Here is a 26,178-nt window from a genome sequence, read left to right on the forward strand (position 1 = left end):
TTACGTTAATCCTGGCGGGCAGGAAAACGGAATTAACGCGCTGGTTTAAAGATAGTCGGCCAACAATGAATGATGATGACATGATTCTGGCACCAGACCTCTATCTCGCACTTCGGTTCATTCAAAGCAAAGAGAGTATGAGTGAATCAGGTGGTGATGCATAAATTAAAGGCTTGCCCGCCACCCGCAAGCAAGCCACCTCTCTTAACGATACAGTGTCTTTTCCGCAACCGGAACAAGCAACCCGGTTCGCCAGTCCGCGAGCGTCAGCTGCGCAAGTTTGGCCAGCGCGGTATAGAACGGATGCCCGGCGTTATCGACAAACACCGAGAGGAAGCGAGTGCTCCACGGCAGCAGGTGCCATGCCAGAAGCCGATCGCACTCCGCCTCGCGGCCATTCTCAGCCAGCCACGCCGCCAGCAGCAGCAGCGTACCGAAATGATCTTCCGGTTCGTTTTGCTGCATCTCAAAAGCGATGCCGTTTTCGCGCATCCACTGGCGCAGCGCGAGCGTTGACTCACCAAACAAGACGGATTCGCGGTCCAGCCAGACGGAACCCCAAGGCGGAGCGGGCAGGGCATAAGGGCCAATAAATAGCCGTTGCCACGCGTCCGTAAGCGGTTCATCGGCAGGCTCGGCAAACGTTTTAGCGACAGGCAACAGGCTTTCGCGAGGCAGGGGCCAGTCCTCAATCCATTCGCCAGCCGTAAGTGCCTGCACCAGCGGCGCAGTCTGCTCGTTATCTGGCGCAAAATAAAACAGCGCGCCCAGTACGCGGGCGCTGAACGCGAACGAGTCACGGTGTGAGACGTCTTTCATTAAACCTTCCTTGCTCGCGCGGAGTCAGCCCGCGCGACTGTGTTAACCAATTTTACAGACCATAGAATAAACCACGGTCGCACATTTCACCCTCTAGACCTTCTCGATCTGCACCAGATTGGTGTGCTGAGGGTTGCCTTTTGCCAGCGGTGACGGACGATGCGTGGTCAGGGTGTTGATGCATGAGCCGTGATCGATGCGGTCGCCATTCATATTGGCGTCGTGCCAGGCTCCCTGGCCCATGGCGCTTACACCGGGCATGATGCGTGGCGTCACTTTCGCTTCAATTCGCACCTCACCGCGAGCGTTAAAGACGCGCACGATATCGCCGTTTTTAATGCCACGTTTCGCGGCATCAACGGGATTAAGCCAGACCTCCTGGCGACAGGCGGCTTTCAGCACGTCGACGTTACCGTAGCTGGAGTGGGTGCGGGCTTTGAAGTGGAAACCGAACAGCTGCAGCGGGAACTGCGCGCGCTCCGGAGCATCCCAGCCGTCAAAGGTCGAGGCGTAGACGGGGAGAGGGCTGATGGTTTCGTCTTTTTCCAGCTCCCAGGTGGCCGCAATATCCGCCAGCTTGCTGGAGTAAATTTCTATTTTCCCGGATGGCGTTTTCAGCGGATTGGCTTCCGGATCCTCGCGGAATTTTTTATAGGCCACAAAGTGTCCGTTTGGATCTTTGCGCTTATAAATACCCATTTTTTTCAGCTCGTCATAGGACGGCAGTTTGGGGTCTTTTTCGAGCATTTTGGCATACAGATACTGCAGCCACTGCTCCTGCGTGCGGCCTTCGGTGAATTTCTGATGAATATCCGGCCCGAGGCGTTTCGCCACTTCGCTCATGATCCAGTAGATGGGTTTGCGCTCAAACTTCGGTGCGGTCACGGGCTGGAGGAAAATCAGGTAGCCCATATTGCCCGCATAATCGTTAGGAATGATGTCTTCCTGCTCGACGGTCATCAGGTCCGGCAAGACGATATCGGCATACTTCGCTGACGAGGTCATGAAATTGTCAATGACGACAATCATTTCGCACTTGCTCTCGTCCTGCAGGATATCGTGCGTTTTATTGATGTCGGAGTGCTGGTTAATGATGGTATTGCCCGCGTAGTTCCAGATGAACTTAATCGGCACGTCCAGCTTCTCTTTGCCGCGCACGCCGTCGCGCAGGGCGGTCATTTCCGGTCCGCGGGCGATGGCATCCGTCCAGCTGAAGCAGGAAATTTGCGTTTTAACCGGGTTTTCCGGCAACGGCATACGTTCAATGGTGATGGTGTACGTCGATTCGCGCGCGCCGCTGTTGCCGCCGTTGATCCCCACGTTACCCGTGAGGATCGGCAGCATCGCGATGGCGCGGGACGTCAGTTCACCGTTCGCCTGACGCTGTGGTCCCCAGCCCTGACAGATATAGGCCGGTTTCGCGGAGCCGATTTCGCGGGCAAGCTTAATGATGCGATCCGCTGGAATACCGGTGATGCGCGAGGCCCACTCCGGCGTTTTCGCGGTGCGATCATCGCCCTGGCCGAGAATATACGCTTTGTAGTGACCATTCGCAGGGGCACCTTCCGGCAGCGTTTTTTCATCGTAGCCGACGCAGTATTTATCGAGGAACGGCTGGTCCACCAGGTTTTCGTCGATCAATACCCACGCAATACCCGCAACCAGGGCGGCATCGGTGCCTGGACGGATCGGGATCCACTCGTCTTCGCGTCCGGCTGCCGTGTCGGTATAGCGCGGATCGATGACGATCATGCGGGCGTTGGAGCGCTCGCGAGCCTGCTCCAGATAATACGTGATCCCGCCGCCGCTCATGCGGGTTTCCGCCGGGTTATTGCCGAACATCACCACCAGTTTGGTGTTTTCGATATCGGAAGTGCTGTTGCCATCGTTGCTGCCGTAGGTGTATGGCATCGCACAGGCGATTTGCGCCGTGCTGTAGGTGCCATAGTGGCTCAGGAAACCGCCATAACAGTTCATCAGGCGCGCCACCAGCGAAGCGTAAGGGGAGGAGCGGGTGATATTGCCGCCGACAATGCCAGAGGAGTAGTTAATGTAGACCGCTTCGTTGCCGTATCTGGCGATTACGTCTTTCAGGCTGGCAGCGATCGTGTTCAGCGCTTCGTCCCACGAGATGCGCTCGAACTTGCCCTCACCGCGTTTGCCCACGCGTTTCATCGGGTAGTTCAGACGGTCAGGATGGTTGATACGACGGCGAATAGAGCGGCCGCGCAGGCAGGCGCGAACCTGATGATTGCCATAGGTATCGTCACCGGTATTATCCGTTTCGACCCAATAGACCTCATCATCGCGAACATGCAGGCGCAGCGCGCAGCGGCTGCCACAGTTGACCGAGCAGGCGCCCCAGACCACTTTATCTTCTGTCGGTTTGATTGCGTTTTGTACCGCAGCGGCGGCGCTTTTCAGTCCAAAAGGCAACGAGATGCCGCCGGCGGCAAGCGCCAGAGAGCCTATCGCCGTGGATTTAACGAGTGTTCGACGGCTAATCCCGCCGTGGTGTTCAACATCGGACATGGCTCACCCCATCATTATCATTGCGTATTATTTTTCCCGTAATTACAACCGGGCTAATGATGGGGTGAGTGTTACTTATTTGGGGTTATTAAATATTAATCCTTATCAAATCAAAGGAAATTGAGGGCAAATTACTGAGCCTCAGCGGCCCCGCTGCCTGAACGGGTGTACAAAATTTTAAAGGTGTCGTTGGCGCAGTGACCCACCACCTGCGTACCTGGCTGGTCGGCCTGGTCGTTCGGCACAATGCTTAGCGTAAAACCTGATTCAGGCACGCCGTTGTTGATAATTTTCTGCTGAATGTCGCTTTTCACGCGTTCGCAGGAGTCTGGGGCAGCCAGGGCGGCCGTTGAAGCACTCATTAACAGCAGGGCGGTAATCCAGGGTAACCGTTTCATCTGTAGCTCCTTTTCTCTGTGTAGAGGATAAGCATAGCAGGATTTAGGTAAGCTTTTGTTTTATGACTATCTTTCTGAATAGTCCTGGTGCTTTGCCAAAATCATAAGATGAATTGCGAATACTTATGCTGATTTTCTACCAGATAGGAAGGCAGGGTGCGTGTGGAGACTTCTTTTTTGACCAGTTTTCGGTCACGTCCCCAGATGTCTTCTGCATTGCTGATAACCTTCATAATATGTTCCGGGTTATTGAATTCCGGCAGATCGTATTCAGTATGGGAAATGGTCGACATCTTCTCGGAAATTCTCTCAGGGGTCATTACCCATGAAAAATGCCAACCGCCATCCCGTACAATCCTGTTATTGATTTTTAACCAGTTCCATTTGAACCATGACCAGTTTTTATCTTTGCGGGCTCGCTTCCAGTTTCTGAACGATTCAGGTTCACCGTGGAAGAAATGTTTAAGGTTGTAATAAGACGTGGCGCGAGGCAACGTGCATTTTCTCGGCATATCATCCATGTTATGAACTTGCAGATTGAACTGATAATTGAACACATTTTGATGAATGGTTGTGCAAAGTGCTTTCGGATTAATAGCCTGAACCGTTTGGGGCATAAAGATTTCATCAACGTCTGAGACGAGAATCAGATCGTCATCAGACGCGTTTTTTAAGCCGTTCATAATAGAGTTGCGAAGTGCTGCTTCATTTGCCCATGCGTCAACCTCGTTATTATCCGCGTTTTTTAAGATGGGTTGTTCATCAAATGGCACATAAATAATTTTGTCTTTAAATTTTGCGAATTTCTCAATGTCGAAGTGCAAACTTCGCGGTTTACCCGTAAAGGAGTGTGTTGCTTCAACAATGACAAAACGGTCAACGACATTAGCAAGAGTATGTAATCTGATGTCGAGTAACATATCTTCGTCATAGTACAAAAAGCAGTCGTAAATCATGATGTTAACCCGAAAATAGCCGAATAAGATTTATAAAAGTGCTGAAACCTGCGCGCCCAAAGTAGTCATTTTGACCTGTCACGTCAATGCAAATGGGGAAATTAAAAAGAGTGAATAGATCAAGGATTTTCTGTTCTGTAAGTTGCTGTATTTGCTAATATGTCCTTATCTCTATCCGAACGGTAAATGATGTGAAGAAATACGCAGCGATAACGCTCCTGGCAGCTACTCTCGCGGGTTGTGATAACAACTCCGCACCGCTGTCGTTTACGCCCGAGATGGCGAGTTTCTCGAACGAGTTTGATTTTGATCCTTTGCGCGGCCCGGTCAAAGACTTTACCCAGACGCTGTTCAACGAGAAAGGCGAAGTGTCCAGGCGGGTCACCGGCACCGTGTCGACGGAAGGGTGTTTCGATACCCTGGAACTGCACGACCTGGAAGCGAATACCGGCGTTGCGCTGGTGCTGGATGCCAATTACTACATCGATGCTGAAACCCAGCAGCGAAAAGTGAAGCTGCAGGGAAAATGCCAGCTGGCTGAACTGCCGTCAGCTGGCGTGACGTGGGATACCGACGATAACGGTTTTGTAGTAGCGGCGCACGGTAAAGAGATGGAAGTGAAGTACCGCTACGATGCCGATGGCTATCCGCTGGGCAAATCCACGGTCTCCGGAGATCAGCATTTATCGGTCCAGTCGACGCCGTCTAAGGATGTCCGCAAAAGAATGGATTACTCGGCAGTAAGCATGTTAAACGACAAGCCGCTGGGCAACGTGAAGCAGAGTTGCGACTACGATCGACACAATAACCCCGTAAGCTGCGATCTGACGATCACGGACGATAGCGTCAAACCCGCCGTTGAGCGCAAGTACACCATCAAAAACACGATTGAATATTACTGAGAATGAAACCGCGCAAATTACTGCGCGGTTGGTTTCAGCAGGCTGGCGCCAGACGGCTTGTGACCGGCCAGATGCTGATGCTGGAAAATGCACATGCGAATGGTGTTACGGTACTCACCGTTGATAAAGAACTCGTGAATCAGCTCACCTTCTACCATAAAGCCCAGCTTGCGGTAGATATGGATCGCTTTTTCGTTCTCCTTATCCACAATCAGGTAAAGCTTGTAGAGGTTCAGGACGTTGAATCCGTAATCCATCGCCAGCTTTGCCGCCCATGAGGCGAGACCTTTCCCCTGATGCTCGGGCGAAATGATGATCTGGAACTCCGCCCGGCGGTGAACGTGGTTGATTTCAACCAACTCCACCAGCCCGGCTTTTTCGCCTTCACACTCCACCACAAAACGACGTTCGCTCTGATCGTGAATGTGTTTGTCGTAAAGATCCGACAGTTCGACAAAGGCCTCGTAAGGCTCTTCGAACCAGTAACGCATCACGCTGGCGTTATTGTCGAGCTGGTGGACGAAGCGCAGGTCTTCCCGCTCCAGCGGACGGAGTTTCACGTCGCAGGAAGCCGACATTATGGGGCTACCGTACGACCAGTGCGGCGATCCAGGCAGCGCAGGGTGTTAGGCTCCCAGTAGGCGTTGACGTTCGCACTTTGCTGACACTTATCGCGTGCGTCAAAAGCGACATCTTCTTTGTCCCACTCTTTCTCAGCACGTTTGTTGACCTTCTGGCGAAGGCTGCGGGTGTCATTCCATTGTTCTTTGTCCATGGCGGCGTTCTGACGGCTTTGCGCGCTGTCACCAGACTCGATAACGAGCTTGCTGGTTTCCGCTGTCGCAGAGGCGGCAAAGGCGAACGATGACAGCGCCAGCAGGGCTGTCAGACAAAGGCGTTTGCTTAATGTAGTCATAGCGTTTCCTTTTAAATGGGTGCAGATGAGCAGGTTTCCCCGTTCAGATTCTACACCAAAGAGCAATAACGGCATACCCGCGGAGCAAGCATGGGAAAGTAAAGGTCATTATCAGGTATGATGCCTAAATAGACCCTCACCTGACGTTAATTATGTTCAAAACGACGCTGCTTTTTTTTGCTACCGCGCTATGCGAAATCATCGGCTGCTTCCTGCCCTGGCTCTGGCTGAAGAAGGGAGGGTCCGTATTGCTGCTCATCCCGGCTAGCGTCGCGCTGGCCCTCTTTGTCTGGCTGTTAACGCTGCATCCGGCTGCCAGCGGTCGCGTCTACGCCGCTTATGGTGGTGTCTATGTCTGTACTGCGCTGCTGTGGTTACGCGTGGTGGATGGCGTCAAGCTCAGCGCGTACGACTGGACCGGCGCGCTGGTTGCCCTGTGCGGTATGCTGATCATTGTGGCAGGATGGGGGCGTACCTAAGTCCCCGGGTTTTGTGATCGTTCGCTAATTTTACGATCATTATACTTGTATGGTAGTAGTGCAGATGAGTAAATTTCCAACATCACAACGAACGATGTAAGGAATGGATTATGAAGATTGTCGGGGCTGAAGTGTTTGTAACCTGCCCGGGGCGTAACTTTGTCACCCTTAAAATCACCACCGATGAGGGGATTGTGGGGCTCGGCGACGCCACGCTGAACGGGCGTGAGCTCTCCGTTGCTTCCTACCTGAAAGATCATCTCTGCCCGCAGCTGATTGGTCGCGATGCGCACCGTATCGAAGATATCTGGCAATTCTTCTATAAGGGCGCCTACTGGCGTCGTGGTCCGGTCACCATGTCGGCCATTTCCGCCGTGGACATGGCACTCTGGGACATCAAAGCCAAAGCGGCCAACATGCCGCTCTACCAGCTGCTGGGCGGGGCATCCCGTGAAGGGGTAATGGTCTACTGCCACACCACCGGGCACACCATTGACGACGTGCTGGAAGATTACGCTCGTCATAAGGAGATGGGTTTTAAGGCGATCCGCGTGCAGTGCGGCGTGCCAGGTATGAAAACGACCTACGGCATGGCTAAAGGGAAGGGGCTGGCCTACGAGCCTGCCACCAAAGGCGACTGGCCGGAAGAGCAGCTCTGGTCCACCGAGAAATACCTCGATTTCACGCCAAAACTGTTTGACGCGGTGCGCAGTAAATTTGGCTTCAATGAACATCTCCTGCACGATATGCACCACCGTCTGACGCCCATCGAAGCGGCGCGTTTCGGCAAGAGCATCGAAGAGTTCCGTATGTTCTGGATGGAAGATCCAACGCCTGCGGAAAACCAGGAGTGCTTCCGCCTGATCCGCCAGCATACCGTCACGCCAATCGCCGTGGGCGAAGTGTTCAACAGCATCTGGGACTGCAAGCAACTGATCGAAGAGCAGCTCATCGACTATATCCGCACCACCATCACCCATGCGGGCGGGATCACCGGGATGCGCCGCATCGCGGACTTCGCGTCGCTCTATCAGGTGCGTACCGGCTCACACGGCCCGTCCGATCTGTCACCGATCTGCCACGCGGCCGCGCTGCATTTCGACCTGTGGGTGCCGAACTTTGGCGTGCAGGAATATATGGGCTACTCCGCACAGATGCTTGAGGTCTTCCCGCACAGCTGGCGCTTTGATAACGGCTATATGCATCCGGGTGACAAGCCGGGGCTGGGCATTGAGTTTGATGAAAAACTGGCGGCGAAATACCCGTACGATCCGGCTTATCTGCCGGTGGCCCGCCTTGAAGACGGCACGCTGTGGAACTGGTAACCGAGGAGCGAACGATGAAAAGCGTAGTGATTCAACAGCCGAATCAACTGGTGATTGAAGAGCGTCCGCGCCCGGAGCCAGGCGCAGGGGAAGTCCGCGTCAAAATCAAACTGGCCGGGATCTGCGGGTCAGACAGCCACATCTACCGTGGACATAATCCGTTTGCTAAATATCCGCGCGTGATCGGCCACGAGTTTTTTGGCGAAATCGACGCCGTGGGCGAGGGCGTAGAACCGTCCCGGTTAGGGGAACGCGTTTCGGTGGATCCAGTGATCAGCTGCGGGCACTGCTACCCGTGCTCCGTCGGTAAGCCTAACGTCTGCACTTCACTGGTGGTGCTGGGCGTTCACCGCGACGGCGGATTCAGCGAATATGCCGCCGTACCCGCGAAAAATGCCTGGCGCATCCCGGATGCGATCCCGGATAAACACGCCGTCATGGTTGAGCCTTTCACCATTGCCGCCAACGTGACCGGGCAGGCGAATCCCACCGAACAGGACGTTGCGCTGATCTACGGCGCAGGGCCGATGGGGCTGGTCACCGTACAGGCGCTGAAAGGCGTCTACAACGTGAAGCAGGTTATCGTCGTGGACAGAATCAATGAGCGTCTGACCATGGCCCAGCGCAGCGGTGCGGACTGGGTATTCAACAACGGCGAACAGTCGCTGCAGGCCGCGCTGGAGGAAAAGGGCATCAAGCCGACGCTGATTATTGACGCCGCCTGTCATCCGTCGATTTTACAGGAGGCGGTAACCCTGGCTTCTCCCGCTGCGCGGATCGTTTTGATGGGCTTTTCCAGCGAACCGAGCCAGGTTGTCCAGCAGGGCATCACCGGCAAAGAGCTGGCGATTTTCTCTTCGCGCCTGAATGCCAACAAATTCCCGGTCGTCATCGACTGGATGCAAAAAGGGCTGATCGACCCGGAAAAACTGATCACCCATACCTTTGACTATCACCATGTAACAGACGCCATCGAACTGTTTGAGAAAGACCAGCGGCAGTGCTGCAAAGTCTTACTGACGTTCGGGCAATAACCCTACACGCGGTTAAGAGCCCGCGAAGACGGGCTCTCAGTGGTACGCATCTTACCTTTTAGAGATAGCCATTATGACGCAAGCACAACCTCAAAGAACCACCTCCGATCTGGTGAAAGCCGCCGTCTCCGGCTGGCTGGGCACCGCGCTGGAATTTATGGATTTCCAGCTCTACTCGCTGGGGGCGGCGCTGGTATTTCATGAAATCTTCTTCCCGGAACAGTCGGCCGCGATGGCGCTGATCCTGGCGATGGGAACCTACGGCGCAGGGTACATCGCGCGCATCGTCGGGGCCTTTATCTTCGGCAGAATGGGCGACAGCATTGGCCGTAAAAAAGTGCTGTTTATCACCATCACTATGATGGGTATCTGCACCACGCTGATTGGCGTGCTGCCAACCTACGCGCAGATCGGCATTTTTGCCCCCGTACTGCTGGTGACGCTGCGTATTATTCAGGGGCTGGGAGCCGGGGCGGAGATCTCCGGGGCTGGGACCATGCTGGCGGAGTACGCCCCGAAAGGGAAGCGCGGCATCATTTCCTCGCTGGTAGCGATGGGGACTAACTGCGGGACGCTGAGCGCAACGGCGATCTGGGCCATCATGTTCTTCGCCCTTGACCGTGAACAGCTGCTCGCCTGGGGCTGGCGCGTGCCGTTCCTCGCCAGCGTCGTGGTGATGATCTTCGCCATCTGGCTGCGAATGAACCTCAAGGAGAGCCCGGTCTTTGAGAAGGTGAACGATGCACAAACAGCGCAGCCGGACACCTCGCTGGGTTCAATGGTAAAAAGCAAATCCTTCTGGCTGGCGACCGGTCTGCGTTTCGGTCAGGCGGGCAACTCGGGCCTGATCCAGACGTTCCTTGCCGGTTATCTGGTCCAGACGCTGCTGTTTGATAAGGCCATTCCGACCGACGCGCTGATGATAAGCTCCATTCTCGGGTTTATCTCCATCCCGCTGCTGGGCTGGCTTTCCGACAAAGTAGGCCGCCGGGTACCGTACATCATCCTTAATATCTCCGCCATCATTCTGGCGTACCCGATGCTGTCGATCATCGTCGATAAAAGCTATGCACCGGGGACGATCATGCTCTGCATCATCGTTATCCATAACTTCGCCGTCCTGGGGCTGTTTGCCCTGGAAAATATCACCATGGCGGAGATGTTTGGCTCGCGGAATCGCTTTACCCGTATGGCTATCTCCAAAGAGGCGGGCGGTCTGGTGGCAGTGGGCTTTGGTCCGGTACTGGCGGGGATCTTCTGCAACATGACGGGTTCCTGGTGGCCGATTGTTGCCATGCTGGTGGCCTATTCCGTGATTGGGCTGGTCTCGGCGGTCCTGATGCCGGAAGTGCGCGACCGTGACCTCAGCGCGGCGGAAGATGCTGCGGAGGCCGCGCCAAAAGAGAGCGTGGCTTACGGTGCGGTCTCCACGCGGCGCTAACGGTTTATATCTCGCGTGACTTATCACACAACTTTTTGTTTATGTCACACCACTTGAGCAAAAGTTAATATAAATCAAAAACACAAACGGCAGTATCAGTATGGTTGATGGCAGTTATTTTTTTACCCCAACTGCCATTCTAGTTGGTGTAGTCAGCAGGCGCGGCCGCGCTTGAATAGCGCGGCCGTGATTCACAGCTTTCTAATTAACGAGTCTTAATCATGGAAAACCGGTTATTACAGGCGAAAGCGACGCTTCCTCAGTACGATCGCAGCAGCCTTAATGCACGCATTGTTCATTTAGGGTTTGGCGCATTTCACCGTGCGCATCAGGCGGTGTATGCCGACATTCTTGCGGCGGAACACGGCAGCGACTGGGGCTACTGCGAGGTTAACCTGATTGGCGGCGAGCAGCAGATTGCCGACCTGAAAGCGCAGGATAACCTCTACACCGTGGCGGAGATGTCCGCCGATGCGTGGACATCCCGCGTGGTTGGCGTGGTCAAAAAAGCACTGCATGCGCAGGTCGATGGGCTGGAGAGCGTGCTGGCGGCGATGTGTGAACCGCAGGTGGCGATCGTTTCGCTGACCATCACCGAAAAAGGCTACTGCCACTCTCCGGCAACCGGGCAACTGATGCTCGATCATCCTTTCATCGTCGCCGACCTGCAAAATCCGCATCAGCCGAAATCCGCACCGGGCGTGGTGGTGGAAGCGCTGGCACGACGCAAAGCGGCGGGGCTGCCTGCGTTCAGCGTGATGTCCTGCGACAACATGCCGGAAAACGGTCACGTCATGCGCAACGTAACCTGCGCTTACGCGCGGGCGGTAGACAGTGAACTGGCGGACTGGATCGACGCGAACGTCACTTTCCCGTCAACCATGGTGGATCGCATTGTACCGGCGGTCACTCCCGATACGCTGGATAAAATCGCGCAGCTGACCGGCGTTCGTGACCCGGCAGCGGTGGCCTGCGAGCCGTTCCGCCAGTGGGTCATTGAAGATAACTTTGTGGCCGGGCGCCCCGAGTGGGAAAAAGCCGGGGCTGAGCTGGTGTCAGACGTCATTCCGTTTGAAGAGATGAAGCTGCGGATGCTCAACGGCAGCCACTCGTTCCTGGCGTATCTTGGCTATCTGGCCGGTTACCCGCATATCAACGACTGTATGGAAGATGAGAACTACCGCATCGCCGCTCGCGCGTTGATGCTTAACGAGCAGGCGCCGACCCTAAAAGTAAAAGGCGTCGATTTAGAACACTACGCCGATCTTTTGATTGCCCGCTACAGCAACCCGGCCCTGCGCCATCGTACCTGGCAAATCGCGATGGACGGCAGCCAGAAGCTTCCACAGCGTATGCTCGATTCCGTGCGCTGGCACCTGGTACATCAGAAGCCTTTCCCGCTGCTTGCGCTGGGCGTGGCAGGGTGGATGCGTTATGTTGGCGGCGTGGACGAGCAGGGTAACGCCATTGACGTGAGCGACCCGCAATTGGCGGCGATCCAGGCGGCGGTGAAGGGGAGCGCGGAAGGGGAAAGTCGGGTTAAGGCGCTGCTCGGCATTGAGGCTATCTTTGGTAAAGAGCTGCCGCAGGAAAACGTCTTTGTCGCGGTGGTGATGAGCGCATACGAGTTGTTACTGCAGAGGGGGGCGAAGGCCGCGGTGGCTGAACGCGTGTCTCACCTGTAATCCCTGATATGCCGCCGTTTGCGGCGGCATAACACGCGCACGTTTAGTGCATACCCAGGCGAATCAGCTCGATCGGTTCGAACTTACCGTCGCATCCTTCCACTTCCACCGTTTTGCCACGACGCACCTGCGCGGCATCAAGCCCTTCGCTGTGGATCGCCTTAATCACACCCGTTTTGCCTGTGCCGCTGATCATGACGCGGCTGCCGGTGGTGATTGCATTGCGGTTACGGTCGTATGTCATCATGGTATTTTCTCCTCTCTAACCGGTCGTTACGGCGCTATTTCAGGTTTTGCCGTTCACGGGGCATATAAATACGCCTGTCTGCATTTCATTTTTTTGTTTTTGATCAAACTCACACTTTTTTCTTTATTCAGCGACGCGCTGACGGTTCACGACAGCAATTTACAAAGCAGACACTTATTTTCCATTGCTGATAGTTTCGCGGTGGGATCGTTGAGGGTTGGTTTATATTGCCGATGCCATTCTGGATACAGGAAATAACCCTTCATCGGAATAAGGAGCCAGGCTTATGTATAAGAAAATTTTGATGCCTGTTGATGTGTTTGAAATGGATTTGAGCGACAAAGCGGTTCGCCACGCGGCAAACCTTGCGAAGGCTGAGGGCGCATCGATTACCCTGGTCAACATTTTGCCTGCCAGCAGTCGGTCTCTGCTGCGCGGATTCAACGCCGATATTAAAAAGTTCGAAGAGTATATGACCGCAGAATCCGGAAAGAAAATGAACGAGTTAAAAAGACTGTTCGATATCGCCCCGGAGAATATTCACACCCTGGTTCGTTTTGGCAACGTCCGCGATGAAATTATCAAGCTGAGCAAAGAAGGGGAATATGATGCGATCGTCATCGGGTCAAAAAACCCGGGCATTACGACCCATCTGCTGGGGTCAAATGCGGAATCTATTCTGCGTTACGCCACAATTCCGGTGCTAGTCGTTCGTTAATCATTTCGCCGCTCCCGAAAGGGGCGGCGAAAATTACTCTTCACTAAACCACTCGCTATTTTCCTGGCGAATAAGCTGCACGGATTCGCTAATTTCCTGCAGATGGAGCGTCATGGCTTTTTCCACGCCGTCCGGGTCACGTTTTTCGAGCGCGCTAAAAATATCATGATGCTGGCGGAGCAACATTTCCGGCGGTGATACATGATCCAGGCTCATGTAGCGCACACGGTCGATGGTGGCCTTGATGTTTTCAATCGTATCCCAGGCTAACTGACAATCCGCAATCTGCGCCAGCTTTTGATGGAATTCATCGTCAAGCTGAAAGAAATCATTGAGCTGCTTACGGTCAATTGCAATTCGCTGCTGGTGTAGGTTCTGCTCCAGCAGATAACACTGCTTGTCGTTGACGAGCGTTGCGGCACGGCGCGCTACCGCGCACTCAATCGCCTGACGTACGAAACAGCCGTTGCGCACCTGAGAAAGGGAAATTTTATTTACATAGCTGCCGCGCTGGGGACGGATCTGAATCAGGCCATTCTCAGCAAGTTTAATAAACGCCTCGCGCACTGGTTGACGGGAGACATCAAAACGCACGGACACCTCTTTTTCAGAGAGCGGCGTTCCCGGCGGGATCAGGCAGTGAACGATATCGCGACGTAAAATACGATAAATTTGCTGATTAACGGGCTGGGTAGGATTGAGTTGCGATTCAGCGGCCATGGGTTGTGATTTCTCAGAGAATTAACCTGAACATACTACCATTCTTTTACCCGGCATCACATACCCGGCCCGCAGGCCGGGAGAGCATCATTTAGCCGCGATGGACGTTAAGCCCGGCGAAACTCTGGCTGACCGGCATCATTTCCACGGTATTGATGTTGACGTGTTTTGGCAGCGTCGCGACCCACCAGACCGTTTCGGTGATGTCCTCTGGCGTCAGGGCATTGGCGTTTTCGTAGGTTTTATCCGCTTTCGCATCGTCGCCCTTGAAGCGTACGTTGGAGAATTCGGTGCCGCCCACCAGGCCCGGCTCGATATCGGTAACGCGAATGGCGGTGCCGTGCAGGTCGGTACGCAGGTTGAGGCTGAACTGGCGCACAAATGCTTTCGTCGCGCCATAGACGTTGCCGCCCGCGTAAGGCCAGCTCCCGGCGGTAGAACCGATGTTGATAATGTGGCCACGGTTGCGCTCGACCATGCCCGGCAACACCGCGCGGGTCATATAGACCAGCCCTTTGTTGTTGGTGTCGATCATGTTTTCCCAGTCTTCAACGCTGGCTTTGTGAGCGGGCTCCATGCCCAGCGCCAGACCGGCGTTGTTGACCAGAACGTCGATGGCGCGCCACTCTGACGGCAGGTTAGCAATCATCTCTTCAATGGCCGCGCGGTTACGCACGTCCAGCTGCGCGGTCAGGATGCTGTCACCTAAATCGTCCTTCAGCTCCTGCAGGCGCTCCTGACGGCGGCCCGTTGCAATCACCTTGTGCCCGTTGGCGACAAAGCGACGCGTGATACTTTCACCAAAACCCGCTGTTGCCCCGGTAACTAAAATAATCATCTCACTGTTCCTCAACGCTTTTTGTGTTGTTCTAACATAGCATGCTCGCAGAGGGTGCGTTAAGGCCACATTTGTATGACGGCATTGCAGCCAGTGGCGGCCTGGCCTACTCTGGGAGGATACCCGTACTCAGGAGTGAAAGATGTCGGCTACGAACCCCTTTTTTGACATTAGCCTGTTGCCTTACCAGGCTCCGCGTTTTGATGAAATCCACGACAGCCACTATCGCCCGGCCTTCGACGAAGCGCTTCGCCAGAAGCGCGCGGATATTGACGCTATCGTTACTCAGGCCGCTGCGCCGGACTTCAACAATACCGTGCTGGCGCTGGAGAAAAGCGGCGTTATGCTCACGCGCGTCAGCAGCGTTTTCTTCGCCATGACCTCCGCGCATACTAACGGTTACCTGCAGGAGCTGGAGGAGCAGTTCTCCACTGAACTTGCCGCGCTGGCGAATGATATCTGGCTGAACGTCGCGCTCTTTTCCCGCGTGGAGAGCGTCTGGCAGGATCGTACCGCTCTGGACGCCGAATCCCGTCGGCTGGTCGAGGAGACGTACCAGCGCTTTATTCTTGCCGGTGCGCGCCTGAACGAGACAGAAAAAGCCGAGCTGAAGGCGCTGAATACCGAGGCCGCGTCCCTGACCAGCCAGTTTAACCAGCGCCTGCTGGCTGCCGATAAGGCGGGCGGGCTGGTGGTGGATTATGTGCATCAGCTTGAGGGGCTCAGCGCTGATGAGATCGCTACCGCTGCGCAGGCCGCCGCGGAGCGTGGGCTGAACGATCGCTGGCTGATCCCACTTCTGAATACCACTCAGCAACCCGCGCTTTCAGCGCTGCGCAATCGGCAGACGCGCGAAAACCTGTTTAACGCAGGCTGGACGCGTACCCAGAAAGGGAATGAAAACGACACCCGAGCGCTGATCCTCCGCCTTACGGCGCTGCGCGCGCGGCAGGCCAGCCTGCTGGGCTTTAAGGATTACGCGAGCTGGAGCATCGCCGACCAGATGGCGAAAACGCCAGAGGCCGCGCTGACCTTTATGCGCGGCATTGTGCCCGCGGCGCGTGCCCGTGCAGAGCGCGAGCAGGCCGATATTCAGAAAGTGATTGATGACGAGCAGGGCGGCTTCACCGTGCAGGCCTGGGACTGGGCCTTTTATGCCGAGCGCGTGCGCCAGGCGAAATACGCCCTCGATGAATCGCAGATTCGACCCTATTTTGCGCTCAACACCGTATTGCAGGATGGCGTATTCTGGGCGGCCAGCCAGCTGTTTGGCATCCGCTTTGTGGAACGGTTCGATATTCCGGTTTACCACCCGGACGTCCGCGTATGGGAAATTTTCGACCACACCGGTGAGGGCATGGCGCTGTTTTACGGCGACTACTTTGCCCGCGATTCCAAACAGGGCGGGGCCTGGATGGGCAATTTCGTCGAGCAATCCTTCGAGTTGTCTGCCCGTCCGGTGATCTACAACGTCTGCAACTACCAAAAGCCGGGTAACGGCGGCGTTGCACTTCTCTCCTGGGATGACGTCATCACCCTGTTCCACGAGTTTGGTCACACTCTTCACGGCCTGTTTGCCAGCCAGCGTTTCGCCACGCTCTCCGGCACCAATACCCCGCGTGATTTCGTTGAATTCCCGTCGCAAATCAACGAGCACTGGGCCAGCCATCCGCAGGTGTTTACCCATTATGCCCGTCACTACGAAACCGGTGAACCGATGCCGGACGCGCTGCGGGAAAGCATGCTTAATGCAACCCAGTTCAATAAGGGTTATGACATGACGGAGCTGCTAAGTGCGGCGCTGCTGGACATGAAATGGCACCACATCAGCGAGGCTGTGCCGAGCGTTGAAGAATTCGAAGCCGCGGCGTTGAAAAAAGAGGGGCTGGATCTGCCCGCTGTTCCGCCGCGCTATCGCAGCAGCTACTTTGCCCATATTTTTGGCGGCGGCTACGCGGCGGGGTACTACGCCTACCTGTGGACGCAAATGCTGGCGGATGATGGTTATCAGTGGTTTGTCGAGCAGGGCGGATTGACGCGTGAAAACGGGCAAAAATTCCGTGAGGCGATTTTGTCTCGTGGCAATAGTACTGATTTAGCTGAACTTTACCGGAACTGGCGCGGCCACGATCCGAAGATTGAGCTAATGCTTAAAAACCGCGGCCTGGAGGACTGAGCCAGCCGTCCGGCAAGCACAGCGTCACCCGGCCAGAAATGCTGTGCGTATTATTAAATCGCGTAGTTTTCGGTGCTGCTGCTGGCTGTTAAACTCAGCTTAACTTTTGGGACGATCCCCTGGTTCAGGCCGACGCTCTATGTCTCTTCGTTCGCTGCGGGCGTTATGCCTCACAAGTTTTTTCCTCGCCGACGTCCGTGATGGACTCGGCCCTTTTCTCGGTATCTTTCTGACAGAACGCCACTGGACGCCTGATGATATCGGTATCCTGATGACTGCCGGTGGGCTGGCGGGATTGCTGGCTACGCTCCCGGCGGGGGTGATTACTGACACTTCCCGGAACAAACGCGCCTTGCTGGCGCTGCTCTGCATTTTGATCACCCTGAGCACGCTGCTGCTCTGGTTCAGCCAGCAGACCGGCGTTGTCGCCGTCTCACAAATGGTCACCGGCATCTGCGCGGCGTTTGTCGGGCCGCTCGTCGCCGGGATCACGCTGGGCCTGACCGGCCAGCGCGGGTTTAGCGCACAGATGGGCAAAAACGAGGCGTTCAATCATGGCGGCAATTTTGTCACCGCCGCGATAGCAGGCGGCATTGCCTGGTACTGGGGCGTCGGGGGGATTTTCCTGCTGATGACCTGCACGACGCTGCTGACGCTCTGCGCGCTGCTTGCCATCCGTAACGGGGACATTGATAACGATGCGGCGCGAGGGCTTTCATCTTCAGGTAACGTTCCTGTCCCCGGCTTCGCGGTGTTAATTAAAAACCGGGCGCTGTTTGTGACCGGGCTGACGCTGCTGCTGTTCCACCTGGCGAACGCCGCACTGCTTCCGATGCTGAGCATGAGGGTTGCCGCGGCACCCGCCTCGATCAACCCTGGCCTGTTCGCGGCAGGCACCGTTATCATCTCGCAGGCGGTGATGATCCCCGTTGCCATCTGGGTTGCAGGCCGAATAGAACGTTACGGCTACTGGCACCTGATTATGCTGGCATTGCTGGTGATGCCGGTGCGCGCGGTGCTGGCAGCCATCACGGACGCACCGTTGATGATGGTTCCGGTACAAATTCTCGACGGACTGGCCGCCGGGATCCTGGGCGTCGTGGTACCGTCGTTTATCGTGGTGTTATTGCGCGGGAGCGGGCACGTCAATGCCGGGCAGAGTGTGGTGATGCTGATGCAGGGCATTGGCGCATCCATGAGCCCGGCGTTAACCGGCACGATTGCCGGTCATTACTCTTTTGCGACGGCATTCAGCGTGCTGAGCGCGATTGCGCTGGGGGCCGTTCTGCTCTGGTGGCGGGTTGCGCACCGAAGCTGGGAAACCGACAGTACGCCGGGTGGTGCATAGCCATCACCCGGCGTCACGCTTATGCCAGTTCGTTAGGGCACGCTTCACCTTTTTCCAGCTGCTTCAGGTTACCGAGCGTGGTTTCAGAAATGCTGATCAGCGCTTCGGCAGTCAAAAACGCCTGGTGGCCAGTAAACAGGACGTTATGACAGGCCGACAGACGGCGGAACACGTCGTCCTGGATCACATCGTTGGACTTGTCTTCAAAAAACAGGTCGCGCTCGTTCTCATACACGTCCATCCCCAGCGCGCCAATTTTCTGGGTTTTCAGCGCTTCGATAGCGGCCTGAGAGTCAACCAGCCCGCCGCGGCTGGTATTGATGATCATCACACCGTCTTTCATCTGGTCAAACGCCGCCTGGTTAAGCAGGTGGTAGTTTTCCGGCGTCAGCGGGCAGTGCAGGGAGATCACGTCAGACTGCGAGAACAGGGTCGGCAGGTCGACGTATTCCACGCCCAGCTCCAGCGCCGCAGCGCTTGGGTAGGGGTCGAACGCCAGCAGACGCATGCCGAAGCCTTTCAGAATGCGCAGGGCAGCCACGCCAATTTTACCGGTGCCGATCACGCCCGCGGTTTTGCCGTACATGGTAAAGCCGGTCAGCCCCTCCAGGGAGAAGTTGGCATCACGGGTGCGCTGATAAGCGCGGTGAATACGACGGTTAAGCGACATCATCATGCCAATCGCATGCTCCGCCACCGCTTCCGGGGAATAGGCCGGGACGCGCACCACCTTCAGACCCAGCTCTTTCGCCGCGTCGAGATCCACGTTGTTAAAGCCCGCACAGCGCAGGGCGATATACTTCACCCCCTGTTTTTTCAACTCTTCCAGCACCGGGCGACTGCCGTCGTCGTTAACAAAAATGCAGACGCCTTCACAGCCGTGCGCCGTTTTGGCGGTTCTTTCGGACAGCAGAAAGTCGAAAAATTCAAGCTCAAACCCGTAAGCCTCGTTAACATGTTGCAGATACTTTTTGTCGTACTGCTTTGTGCTATATACCGCGAGTTTCATAAGACTTTCTCCAGTGATTTTGCATTCACGTTAGCATGATTAAAATTATCTTACAATTTATAAAATATTATTGAATTCAATAAGTTCTATCAATTATTCTAGAGCATCTAAGCATTCTAACTCCATGATATTCTTACTGCGTGGGAGCGTCGGGGCGAATCTGGCCTGCGGCAGTGGGGATGATGAACTCGGTTCAGAATGCGATACGACGTCTGGAGGACGATGCTAAAGAATGGCAAGAGGCTATGAAAACTGCAATTCTTCCGGTAGTAAGGGGACGTTGTTAAGGATTGAGAGAGGCATCAGACGAAGAAGGAGAGTCGTGCATGCAACAGTTTGAATTGTCGTTAACCCCGCCCATATGGCCTGCTTTGTGCTATTTTATTGTATCTGCAGCTCTTTTTTGCTTGCTGTATATGGGAAAACGTAAGGTTAACATGCTTCGCAAATACCCTGTCTTCATTGCTTACACGCTGATTGTGATAGCCAGTTCAGCCATTCAAATTAACGTATTTGCCAATGGTCGGGAGTTTGTGAGCGGTTTTTTGCATATTAGCTTTGATCCGTGGCGTTACGACTCGGTGTATTGGGGGTCATTAATATTCGCTATGCTTTATCTCCTGACTTTGCCCCGCATCAGGCACTAGCGTCGCAGCTTATCGCTACAACATCTATCCTTAAATCTGGCTTTGGGTTCAACTGACCCGCTAAACATGCGACAATATTCGGCATTGCCGGCTTAATTATTTCGAAAAATCAGGACATTAACTGCCCATGAAGGGTAAATACAAAGCCGCCATTGCGGTTTTACTGCTGTTGATTTTGGTGCCGCTGACGCTGCTGATGACGCTCGCCCAGTGGGTGCCGACGCTCGCCGGGATCTGGCTTCCGGTTGGAACGCGCATCGCTTTTGAAGAGAGCCCCAAACTCACCCGTCACGCGCTGGTGATCCCCGATCTCCGCTATCTGGTGGAAGAGTGCGAAATTGCCCGCATTGATAACGTGACGCTGTCACATCCGAGCCGCTGGAAGCTGGATATCGGCTCGCTGGATCTTAACACCGTCTGTCTGAGCAAGATTCCCCAGTCTGCGCCCTCAACCGTCGCCCCCAAAACGCTGGCACAATGGCAGGCGGTGTTACCGAACACCTGGCTCACCATTCACCGTCTGACGCTCTCTCCCTGGCAGCAGTGGCAGGGCGAGCTTAATGCGTCACTGACGCCCTCCAGCCAGGAGATCGCTTACAAAGGCGAACAGGTCAGCATCAAAGGCACGCTTCGCGGCCAGACGCTCTCGGTCAGCCAGTTTGATGTTCAGCTCCCTGACCAGCCGCAGCCCATTAAGCTGGCGGGCGAGTTTACCTTGCCGCTGGTGCCGGACGGCGTGCCGGTGAAAGGCCACGCGGTAGCCACCTTTAACGTGCCACAGTTAACGTCCCTGGTCGATGCCGATCTGGACTGGGAAGATAATCAGGGACAACTGGTGGTCATGGCGCGGGACAACCCCGATCCGCTGCTTGACCTGCCGTGGCAGGTCACGGCGGAGCAGCTGAACATCAGCGACGGACGCTGGAACTGGGATCTCTCCGGTATGCCGCTCAGCGGTCGGGTTTCCCTGCGTGCCGAAAACTGGCAGCAGGGACTGGAAAAAGCCACCCTGACCGGACGGCTGAACGTATTGACGCAAGGCGATGCGGGGAAAGGCAACGCGGTACTGAATATTGGGCCCGGCAGGCTCAGTATGGAAAACAGCGACATGCCGCTGCATCTGAGCGGCGAGGCGAAGCAAAACGATCTTATTCTTTACGCCAAATTGCCCGCCAGACTGACCGGCAGCCTGTATGAACCGCAGCTCGACTTCCAGCCCGGCGCGCTGCTCCGCTCGCGCGGGCGCATTATTGACTCACTCGATATCGATGAAATCCGCTGGCCGCTGGCGGGTGTGAAGCTGACGCAAAAGGGCGTGGACGGCCGTCTACAGGCTATTCTGCGTGCTCATGAAAACGAGATGGGCGATTTTGAACTCCATCTGGACGGTCAGGCCAACGATTTTCTCCCCGATAACGGCCTGTGGCAGTGGCGCTACTGGGGAAAAGGCGGCTTTACGCCAATGAATGCCCGCTGGGATGTCGCCGGGAAAGGCGAGTGGCGGGATAAACTCATCGAGCTCACCGCGCTCTCCACCGGTTTTGACAAGCTCCAGTACGGCACGATGGAGGTCAGCAAGCCGCGCCTCGTGCTGGATCATCCTGTGCGCTGGCTCCGCGAACCGGAACAACCGACCTTTAGCGGCGCGCTGTCGCTCAATGCCGGGCAAACCCGGTTCGCTGGCGGCAGCGTTTTGCCGCCGTCGGTCCTGACATTCAGCGTCGACGGCACCGACCCGACGATTTTCCAGTTTAAGGGCGATCTCCGTGCGGAAAAAATTGGCCCGGTACAGGTAAACGGCCGCTGGGACGGGGAGCGCCTTCGCGGACAGGCCTGGTGGCCGAAACAGTCGCTCACTGTCTTCCAGCCGCTGATCCCGCCGGACTGGAAAATGACGCTGCGCGACGGGGAACTCTATGCGCAGGTCGCCTTCTCGGCGGCGGCAGAACAGGGCTTTGAGGCGGGCGGGCACGGCGTGCTGAAATCCGGCAGCGCCTGGATGCCGGATAACCAGATCAACGGCGTCGATTTTGTGCTGCCGTTCCGCTTCAGCGAGGGGACCTGGTCACTGGGCACGCGCGGCCCGGTTACGTTGCGCATTGGCGAAGTGAAAAACCTGGTGACCGCGCGCAACATTACCGCGGACCTGCAGGGAGATTACCCCTGGACGGAGGACAACCCACTGTTGCTCACCAACGTGAAGGTGGAAACCCTCGGCGGGAAGATTACCATGCAGCAGCTGCGGATGCCGCAGCACGATCCGGCTCTGCTGCGCGTGGACAATATCTCCTCCAGCGAGCTGATCGGCGCCGTTAATCCGAAGCAGTTTGCCATGTCAGGCCCGGTCAGCGGGGCGCTGCCGTTCTGGCTGGACAATGAAAAGTGGATCATTAAAGATGGCTGGCTGACCAACCCCGGGCCGATGACGCTGCGTATCGATAAAGATACGGCTGACGCCATCGTGAAAGATAATATGGTTGCGGGGGCGGCGATTAACTGGCTCCGTTATATGGAAATCTCGCAGTCGTGGACGAGAATCAATTTAGATAACCTGGGTGAATTAACCATGCAGGCGACCATCAAGGGGACCAGCCGCGTGGACGGCAAAAGCAGCTCCGTCAACCTGAACTATACCCATGACGAGAATGTCTTTACCCTGTGGCGCAGCCTGCGTTTTGGCGACAACCTGCAAACCTGGTTTGAGCAACACGCGGCGATACCCGCTCTGCGCAGTTCGACTGGCAAGGAAAGTGAGGAACAACAATGAAAAAGATGGCTGGTGCGCTCACCGTTGCCGCGCTACTGACCGGCTGTACGCCGCGCATTGAAGTCGCTGCGCCAAAGGAGCCGATTACCATCAATATGAATGTCAAAATCGAACATGAGATCCACATCAAGGTCGATAAAGACGTTGAAACCCTGCTGAAATCGCGCAGCGATCTGTTCTGAGGACGCCATGAAACGATTAGCGTTGATTTTACTGGCCCTGAGTATAAACGTGCAGGCGGCTGGGCTGACCTTAAACGATGCCCGGGCGCAGGGGCGCGTGGGGGAAACCCTCAGCGGTTATCTTGCTCCGATCCAACAGGATGCTGAAACGCTGGAGCTGGTGAGCCGCATTAACGCGGCGCGCACGGAGAGCTATCAGAAGCTCGCCGACAGCAATAATTTACCGGTCGATGAAGTGGCGAAAATGGCGGGGCAAAAACTGGTTGCTCGGGCGCAGCCGGGCGAATACGTCAAGGGCATTAACGGAAAATGGCTTAAAAAGTAGCTAGCGGTAGCGCTTGCGGTATTCACCCGGCGAGACGCCAAAACGCTGCTTAAAGGCCGTTGAGAAATGGCTATGGTCGGTAAACCCCCAGCTGTAGCCAATGCCCGCCAGCTTTTCATCATCGCCGGTGGATTGCAGTACCTGTGCACAGAGATCCAGACGACGGTTTTTAATGTACTGCGCTACCACCAGTCCCTTCTCGGCAAACATGCGGTAGAGGCTGCGCACGGACATTCCGCTCTCGGCAGCAATCCATTCCGGGCGCAGCGCTTCAGACTGAATATGGTCGTCAATCAGTGCCACCACATGCTGGAACTGGCGCTCCTTACGCGGCTGCATCACGTCGCGCTGCTGAAAAGCGGGGCGCAGCAGGCAGATCATCGCTTCGAGCGCCGCTTCACTCTCCCGGTCACTCAGGTCGGCATTGCTCATGCTCTCCATCAGCAGGCGATGGCTCAGCTGTACAGTGGGCAAGGTGCGGGAAAGGGCCGTTGCGCAGTTTATCTCCTGAAAGCGGCACTGCTGCTCAATAATCTGACGGGGAACCAGCAGCGAAATCTGGCGGGATTTTTCCCGCCAGTTGATTGAGCAGGGGCGCGATGCGTCAAGCAGCGTAATATCACCGGTTTTAAGCAGCGCGCGACGGTCATCCTGCTCAATTTCCGCGCTGCCTTCAAGCTGGAAGACGGTGTAGAACCAGGCATCATTACTCTGCTGGATCTCCTGATGAGAGCGGAACAGGTTTACCCCGCCTGCAGTGACGGTACTGAGCTTCAGGCTGCGCGCATAGCTGGTCTCCAGCTCACCGAAGAATTTACCCCCGGTGGGCTGGGCGTTAAAACGCCCGCAAACCTGGTTAATTTGCGCCAGCCACTGCTGATACTTTTCCTGGTCACTTGCACACGCCATCGCTTCTCTCACTGCACCGTCAACGTTTTCGCATTGTTGCATTTGTGTTGCATTTTGTCAGAGCTATGAGGCTGACTATAGGAAAGAACACTCACCGGTAACAGCGATATAAGCGGCAATTATCGCGAATTGCGGCACCTGTCACAGGTGGCAAAGCGAATGTCACAGAGACAAAAGCGAGAATGCAAAACCCCACTTAGACTGGATTAACACCCTGAGAATAACAACGAAGGAGTATCCTATGTCTGAATCACAGGTGGCCATTCTGCCTGCCGTGCAGCAGTTTTTAGACCGACATCATGGCCTGTGGATTGAAGGGCGTCAGGCCGCGTCAGACAGTGAAAAGCGGCTGAATGTCTACAACCCGGCCACGGGTGAGGTGATTGCCTCGACCGCCGATGCCAGCGTCGATGACGTTGACCGCGCGGTGATGTCCGGCTGGCGCGCGTTTGTTGCCCGCAGCTGGGCCGGAAAATTACCGGCGGAGCGCGAGCGGATCCTGCTCCGTTTCGCCGATCTGGTCGAGCAGCACGGCGAGGAGCTGGCCCAGCTTGAAACGCTGGAGCAGGGGAAATCGATCAACATCTCCCGTGCCTTTGAAGTCGGCTGTACCCTGAACTGGATGCGCTATACCGCCGGGCTGACCACGAAAATAGCCGGTAAAACCCTCGATCTCTCCATCCCGCTGCCGCAAGGTGCGCGTTACCAGGCGTGGACGCGCAAAGAGCCGGTTGGCGTGGTGGCCGGGATTGTGCCCTGGAACTTCCCGCTGATGATCGGGATGTGGAAAGTGATGCCAGCGCTGGCCGCGGGCTGCTCTATTGTCATCAAGCCTTCAGAAACCACGCCGCTGACCCTGCTGCGCGTGGCGGAGCTGGCCTGTGAAGCGGGCATTCCGGACGGGGTGTTCAACGTAGTGACCGGGAGCGGCGCGGTGTGTGGCGCAGCGCTGACCTCGCACCCGCATATCGCGAAGGTGAGCTTTACCGGCTCAACGGCGACGGGTAAGCAAATTGCCCGCGCGGCGGCGGACACGCTAACCGGGGTGACCCTGGAGCTGGGCGGGAAAAACCCGGCCATCGTGCTCAAGGATGCGGACCCGGCGTGGGTGATAGAAGGATTAATGACCGGCAGCTTCCTGAACCAGGGGCAGGTGTGCGCGGCGAGCTCGCGTATCTACATTGAAGCGCCGCTGTTTGACACGCTGGTCAGCGGGTTCGAACAGGCGGTGAAATCCCTGAGCGTCGGACCGGGCATGTCGCCGGAGGCGTTTATCAACCCGCTGGTGTCGCGTGCGCACTGCGATAAGGTGCAGACCTTCCTCGACGAAGCGACGCAACGCAACGCGGAGCTGATCGTGGGTAACCGCGGACCGGAAGGCAAAGGCTATTACGTCTCGCCTACGCTGGTGGTGAACCCGGATGCCGCGCTGCGGTTAACCCGCGAAGAAGTGTTTGGCCCGGTGGTCAACCTGGTGCGGGTATCCGATGGGGAAGAGGCGCTCCAGCTGGCAAACGACACCGAATATGGCCTGACGGCCAGCGTCTGGACGCAGAACATCAGCAAGGCGCTGGAGTATACCGACAGGCTGCAGGCGGGCACCGTCTGGGTGAACAGCCATACGCTGATTGACGCCAACCTGCCGTTTGGCGGGATGAAGCAGTCCGGTACAGGACGTGATTTTGGCCCGGACTGGCTGGACGGCTGGTGCGAAACCAAGTCGGTTTGCGTGCGCTACTAGTAAAAGCAAAAGGCAACCGGGAGGTTGCCTTTTTAGTGTTTGTTCCCTCTCCCGTGGGAGAGGG

General features: G+C 56.0%; 25 protein-coding genes. 14 read left to right on the forward strand and 11 right to left on the reverse strand.

From position 1 onward, the window contains the following. Nucleotides 1–204: 204 nt before the first annotated feature. From dmsD to D5066_RS07575, 4 genes are all read right to left on the reverse strand, one after another. Complete coding sequence (gene dmsD / locus D5066_RS07560; protein WP_119915522.1) at nt 205–819, reverse strand: Tat proofreading chaperone DmsD; 615 nt, start codon at nt 817–819, stop codon at nt 205–207. Between the two features lie 93 nt (nt 820–912). Continuing rightward, on the reverse strand, nt 913–3,351 hold the full coding sequence (gene ynfE / locus D5066_RS07565) for a selenate/tellurate reductase subunit YnfE (RefSeq protein WP_119915523.1): 2,439 nt from the start codon (nt 3,349–3,351) through the stop codon (nt 913–915). A gap of 131 nt (nt 3,352–3,482) precedes the next feature. Then, a complete protein-coding gene (locus D5066_RS07570) occupies nt 3,483–3,749 on the reverse strand; it encodes a DUF1161 domain-containing protein (RefSeq protein WP_080327238.1) in 267 nt (88 codons plus the stop codon). A 101-nt stretch (nt 3,750–3,850) separates the two neighbouring features. Continuing rightward, the gene (locus D5066_RS07575; RefSeq protein ID WP_119915524.1) at nt 3,851–4,705 is read right to left on the reverse strand and encodes a glycosyltransferase family 17 protein; all 855 of its coding nucleotides are present in this window, start codon (nt 4,703–4,705) and stop codon (nt 3,851–3,853) included. A 191-nt stretch (nt 4,706–4,896) separates the two neighbouring features. Here D5066_RS07575 and D5066_RS07580 point away from each other — a divergent pair, with 191 nt between their 5' ends. Beyond that, nucleotides 4,897–5,607 (forward strand): YnfC family lipoprotein, encoded by a 711-nt coding sequence (locus D5066_RS07580; protein WP_119915525.1) that lies wholly within the window; start codon nt 4,897–4,899, stop codon nt 5,605–5,607. Nucleotides 5,608–5,624: 17 nt separating this feature from the next. Here D5066_RS07580 and speG read toward each other — a convergent pair whose 3' ends face one another. Together speG and D5066_RS07590 are read right to left on the reverse strand one after the other, a co-directional pair. Continuing rightward, the gene (gene speG / locus D5066_RS07585) at nt 5,625–6,185 is read right to left on the reverse strand and encodes a spermidine N1-acetyltransferase (protein WP_119915526.1); all 561 of its coding nucleotides are present in this window, start codon (nt 6,183–6,185) and stop codon (nt 5,625–5,627) included. Then, nucleotides 6,185–6,523, reverse strand: coding sequence for a DUF1283 family protein (locus D5066_RS07590; protein ID WP_063145673.1), 339 nt, complete (start codon nt 6,521–6,523; stop codon nt 6,185–6,187). The genes speG and D5066_RS07590 overlap by 1 nt, the downstream gene beginning before the upstream one ends. Nucleotides 6,524–6,675: 152 nt before the next feature. Between D5066_RS07590 and D5066_RS07595 the strand changes: the two genes are divergently transcribed. From D5066_RS07595 to D5066_RS07615, 5 genes are all read left to right on the forward strand, one after another. Further along, nucleotides 6,676–7,002: a YnfA family protein gene (locus tag D5066_RS07595; protein WP_119915527.1), complete on the forward strand. Its 327-nt coding sequence runs from the start codon at nt 6,676–6,678 to the stop codon at nt 7,000–7,002. Between the two features lie 110 nt (nt 7,003–7,112). Next, nucleotides 7,113–8,327, forward strand: a complete 1,215-nt coding sequence (gene manD / locus D5066_RS07600) for a D-mannonate dehydratase ManD (protein WP_119915528.1) — start codon at nt 7,113–7,115, stop codon at nt 8,325–8,327. A 14-nt stretch (nt 8,328–8,341) separates the two neighbouring features. Next, nucleotides 8,342–9,361, forward strand: coding sequence for a Zn-dependent oxidoreductase (locus D5066_RS07605; RefSeq protein ID WP_119915529.1), 1,020 nt, complete (start codon nt 8,342–8,344; stop codon nt 9,359–9,361). A 73-nt stretch (nt 9,362–9,434) separates the two neighbouring features. Beyond that, nucleotides 9,435–10,802 carry an MFS transporter gene (locus D5066_RS07610; RefSeq protein ID WP_119915530.1) on the forward strand — a complete coding sequence of 456 codons (1,368 nt, stop codon included), beginning with the start codon at nt 9,435–9,437 and terminating at the stop codon, nt 10,800–10,802. 221 nt (nt 10,803–11,023) lie between these two features. Then, nucleotides 11,024–12,487: a mannitol dehydrogenase family protein gene (locus tag D5066_RS07615; protein WP_119915531.1), complete on the forward strand. Its 1,464-nt coding sequence runs from the start codon at nt 11,024–11,026 to the stop codon at nt 12,485–12,487. Between the two features lie 43 nt (nt 12,488–12,530). Here the strand turns inward: D5066_RS07615 and ydfZ are convergent, their stop codons facing one another. Next, nucleotides 12,531–12,734, reverse strand: a complete 204-nt coding sequence (ydfZ, locus tag D5066_RS07620; RefSeq protein ID WP_080327230.1) for a putative selenium delivery protein YdfZ — start codon at nt 12,732–12,734, stop codon at nt 12,531–12,533. 286 nt (nt 12,735–13,020) lie between these two features. On the opposite strand from ydfZ, the gene D5066_RS07625 reads away from it, so the two are divergent. Further along, complete coding sequence (locus D5066_RS07625) at nt 13,021–13,452, forward strand: universal stress protein (RefSeq protein ID WP_119915532.1); 432 nt, start codon at nt 13,021–13,023, stop codon at nt 13,450–13,452. A 33-nt stretch (nt 13,453–13,485) separates the two neighbouring features. On the opposite strand, the gene D5066_RS07630 is transcribed toward D5066_RS07625, so the two are convergent. After that, nucleotides 13,486–14,172: a GntR family transcriptional regulator gene (locus D5066_RS07630; protein ID WP_080327228.1), complete on the reverse strand. Its 687-nt coding sequence runs from the start codon at nt 14,170–14,172 to the stop codon at nt 13,486–13,488. Between the two features lie 91 nt (nt 14,173–14,263). After that, nucleotides 14,264–15,010: a bifunctional NADP-dependent 3-hydroxy acid dehydrogenase/3-hydroxypropionate dehydrogenase YdfG gene (gene ydfG / locus D5066_RS07635; RefSeq protein ID WP_080327227.1), complete on the reverse strand. Its 747-nt coding sequence runs from the start codon at nt 15,008–15,010 to the stop codon at nt 14,264–14,266. A gap of 142 nt (nt 15,011–15,152) precedes the next feature. Here ydfG and dcp point away from each other — a divergent pair, with 142 nt between their 5' ends. Beyond that, nucleotides 15,153–17,186, forward strand: a complete 2,034-nt coding sequence (dcp, locus tag D5066_RS07640; RefSeq protein WP_119915533.1) for a peptidyl-dipeptidase Dcp — start codon at nt 15,153–15,155, stop codon at nt 17,184–17,186. A gap of 139 nt (nt 17,187–17,325) precedes the next feature. Next, nucleotides 17,326–18,534: an MFS transporter gene (locus D5066_RS07645; protein ID WP_119915534.1), complete on the forward strand. Its 1,209-nt coding sequence runs from the start codon at nt 17,326–17,328 to the stop codon at nt 18,532–18,534. 19 nt (nt 18,535–18,553) lie between these two features. Here the strand turns inward: D5066_RS07645 and D5066_RS07650 are convergent, their stop codons facing one another. Continuing rightward, complete coding sequence (locus D5066_RS07650) at nt 18,554–19,543, reverse strand: 2-hydroxyacid dehydrogenase (RefSeq protein WP_119915535.1); 990 nt, start codon at nt 19,541–19,543, stop codon at nt 18,554–18,556. A 326-nt stretch (nt 19,544–19,869) separates the two neighbouring features. Between D5066_RS07650 and D5066_RS07655 the strand changes: the two genes are divergently transcribed. The 4 genes from D5066_RS07655 to D5066_RS07670 all read left to right on the forward strand — a co-directional run bounded on the left by D5066_RS07655 (nt 19,870) and on the right by D5066_RS07670 (nt 23,464). After that, nucleotides 19,870–20,190, forward strand: coding sequence for a hypothetical protein (locus D5066_RS07655; RefSeq protein ID WP_119915536.1), 321 nt, complete (start codon nt 19,870–19,872; stop codon nt 20,188–20,190). A 127-nt stretch (nt 20,191–20,317) separates the two neighbouring features. After that, nucleotides 20,318–22,957, forward strand: coding sequence for a YdbH family protein (locus D5066_RS07660; RefSeq protein ID WP_119915537.1), 2,640 nt, complete (start codon nt 20,318–20,320; stop codon nt 22,955–22,957). Then, the gene (locus D5066_RS07665) at nt 22,954–23,139 is read left to right on the forward strand and encodes a YnbE family lipoprotein (RefSeq protein ID WP_080327221.1); all 186 of its coding nucleotides are present in this window, start codon (nt 22,954–22,956) and stop codon (nt 23,137–23,139) included. The genes D5066_RS07660 and D5066_RS07665 overlap by 4 nt, the downstream gene beginning before the upstream one ends. Nucleotides 23,140–23,146: 7 nt before the next feature. Beyond that, on the forward strand, nt 23,147–23,464 hold the full coding sequence (locus D5066_RS07670) for a YdbL family probable chaperone protein (protein WP_080327220.1): 318 nt from the start codon (nt 23,147–23,149) through the stop codon (nt 23,462–23,464). Here D5066_RS07670 and feaR read toward each other — a convergent pair whose 3' ends face one another. After that, the gene (gene feaR, locus D5066_RS07675; protein ID WP_119915799.1) at nt 23,465–24,373 is read right to left on the reverse strand and encodes a transcriptional regulator FeaR; all 909 of its coding nucleotides are present in this window, start codon (nt 24,371–24,373) and stop codon (nt 23,465–23,467) included. 241 nt (nt 24,374–24,614) lie between these two features. Between feaR and D5066_RS07680 the strand changes: the two genes are divergently transcribed. Next, on the forward strand, nt 24,615–26,114 hold the full coding sequence (locus D5066_RS07680; protein ID WP_119915538.1) for an aldehyde dehydrogenase family protein: 1,500 nt from the start codon (nt 24,615–24,617) through the stop codon (nt 26,112–26,114). Nucleotides 26,115–26,178 lie beyond the last annotated feature (64 nt).

This window comes from Enterobacter chuandaensis, from assembly GCF_003594915.1.
GTDB lineage: Bacteria > Pseudomonadota > Gammaproteobacteria > Enterobacterales > Enterobacteriaceae > Enterobacter > Enterobacter chuandaensis.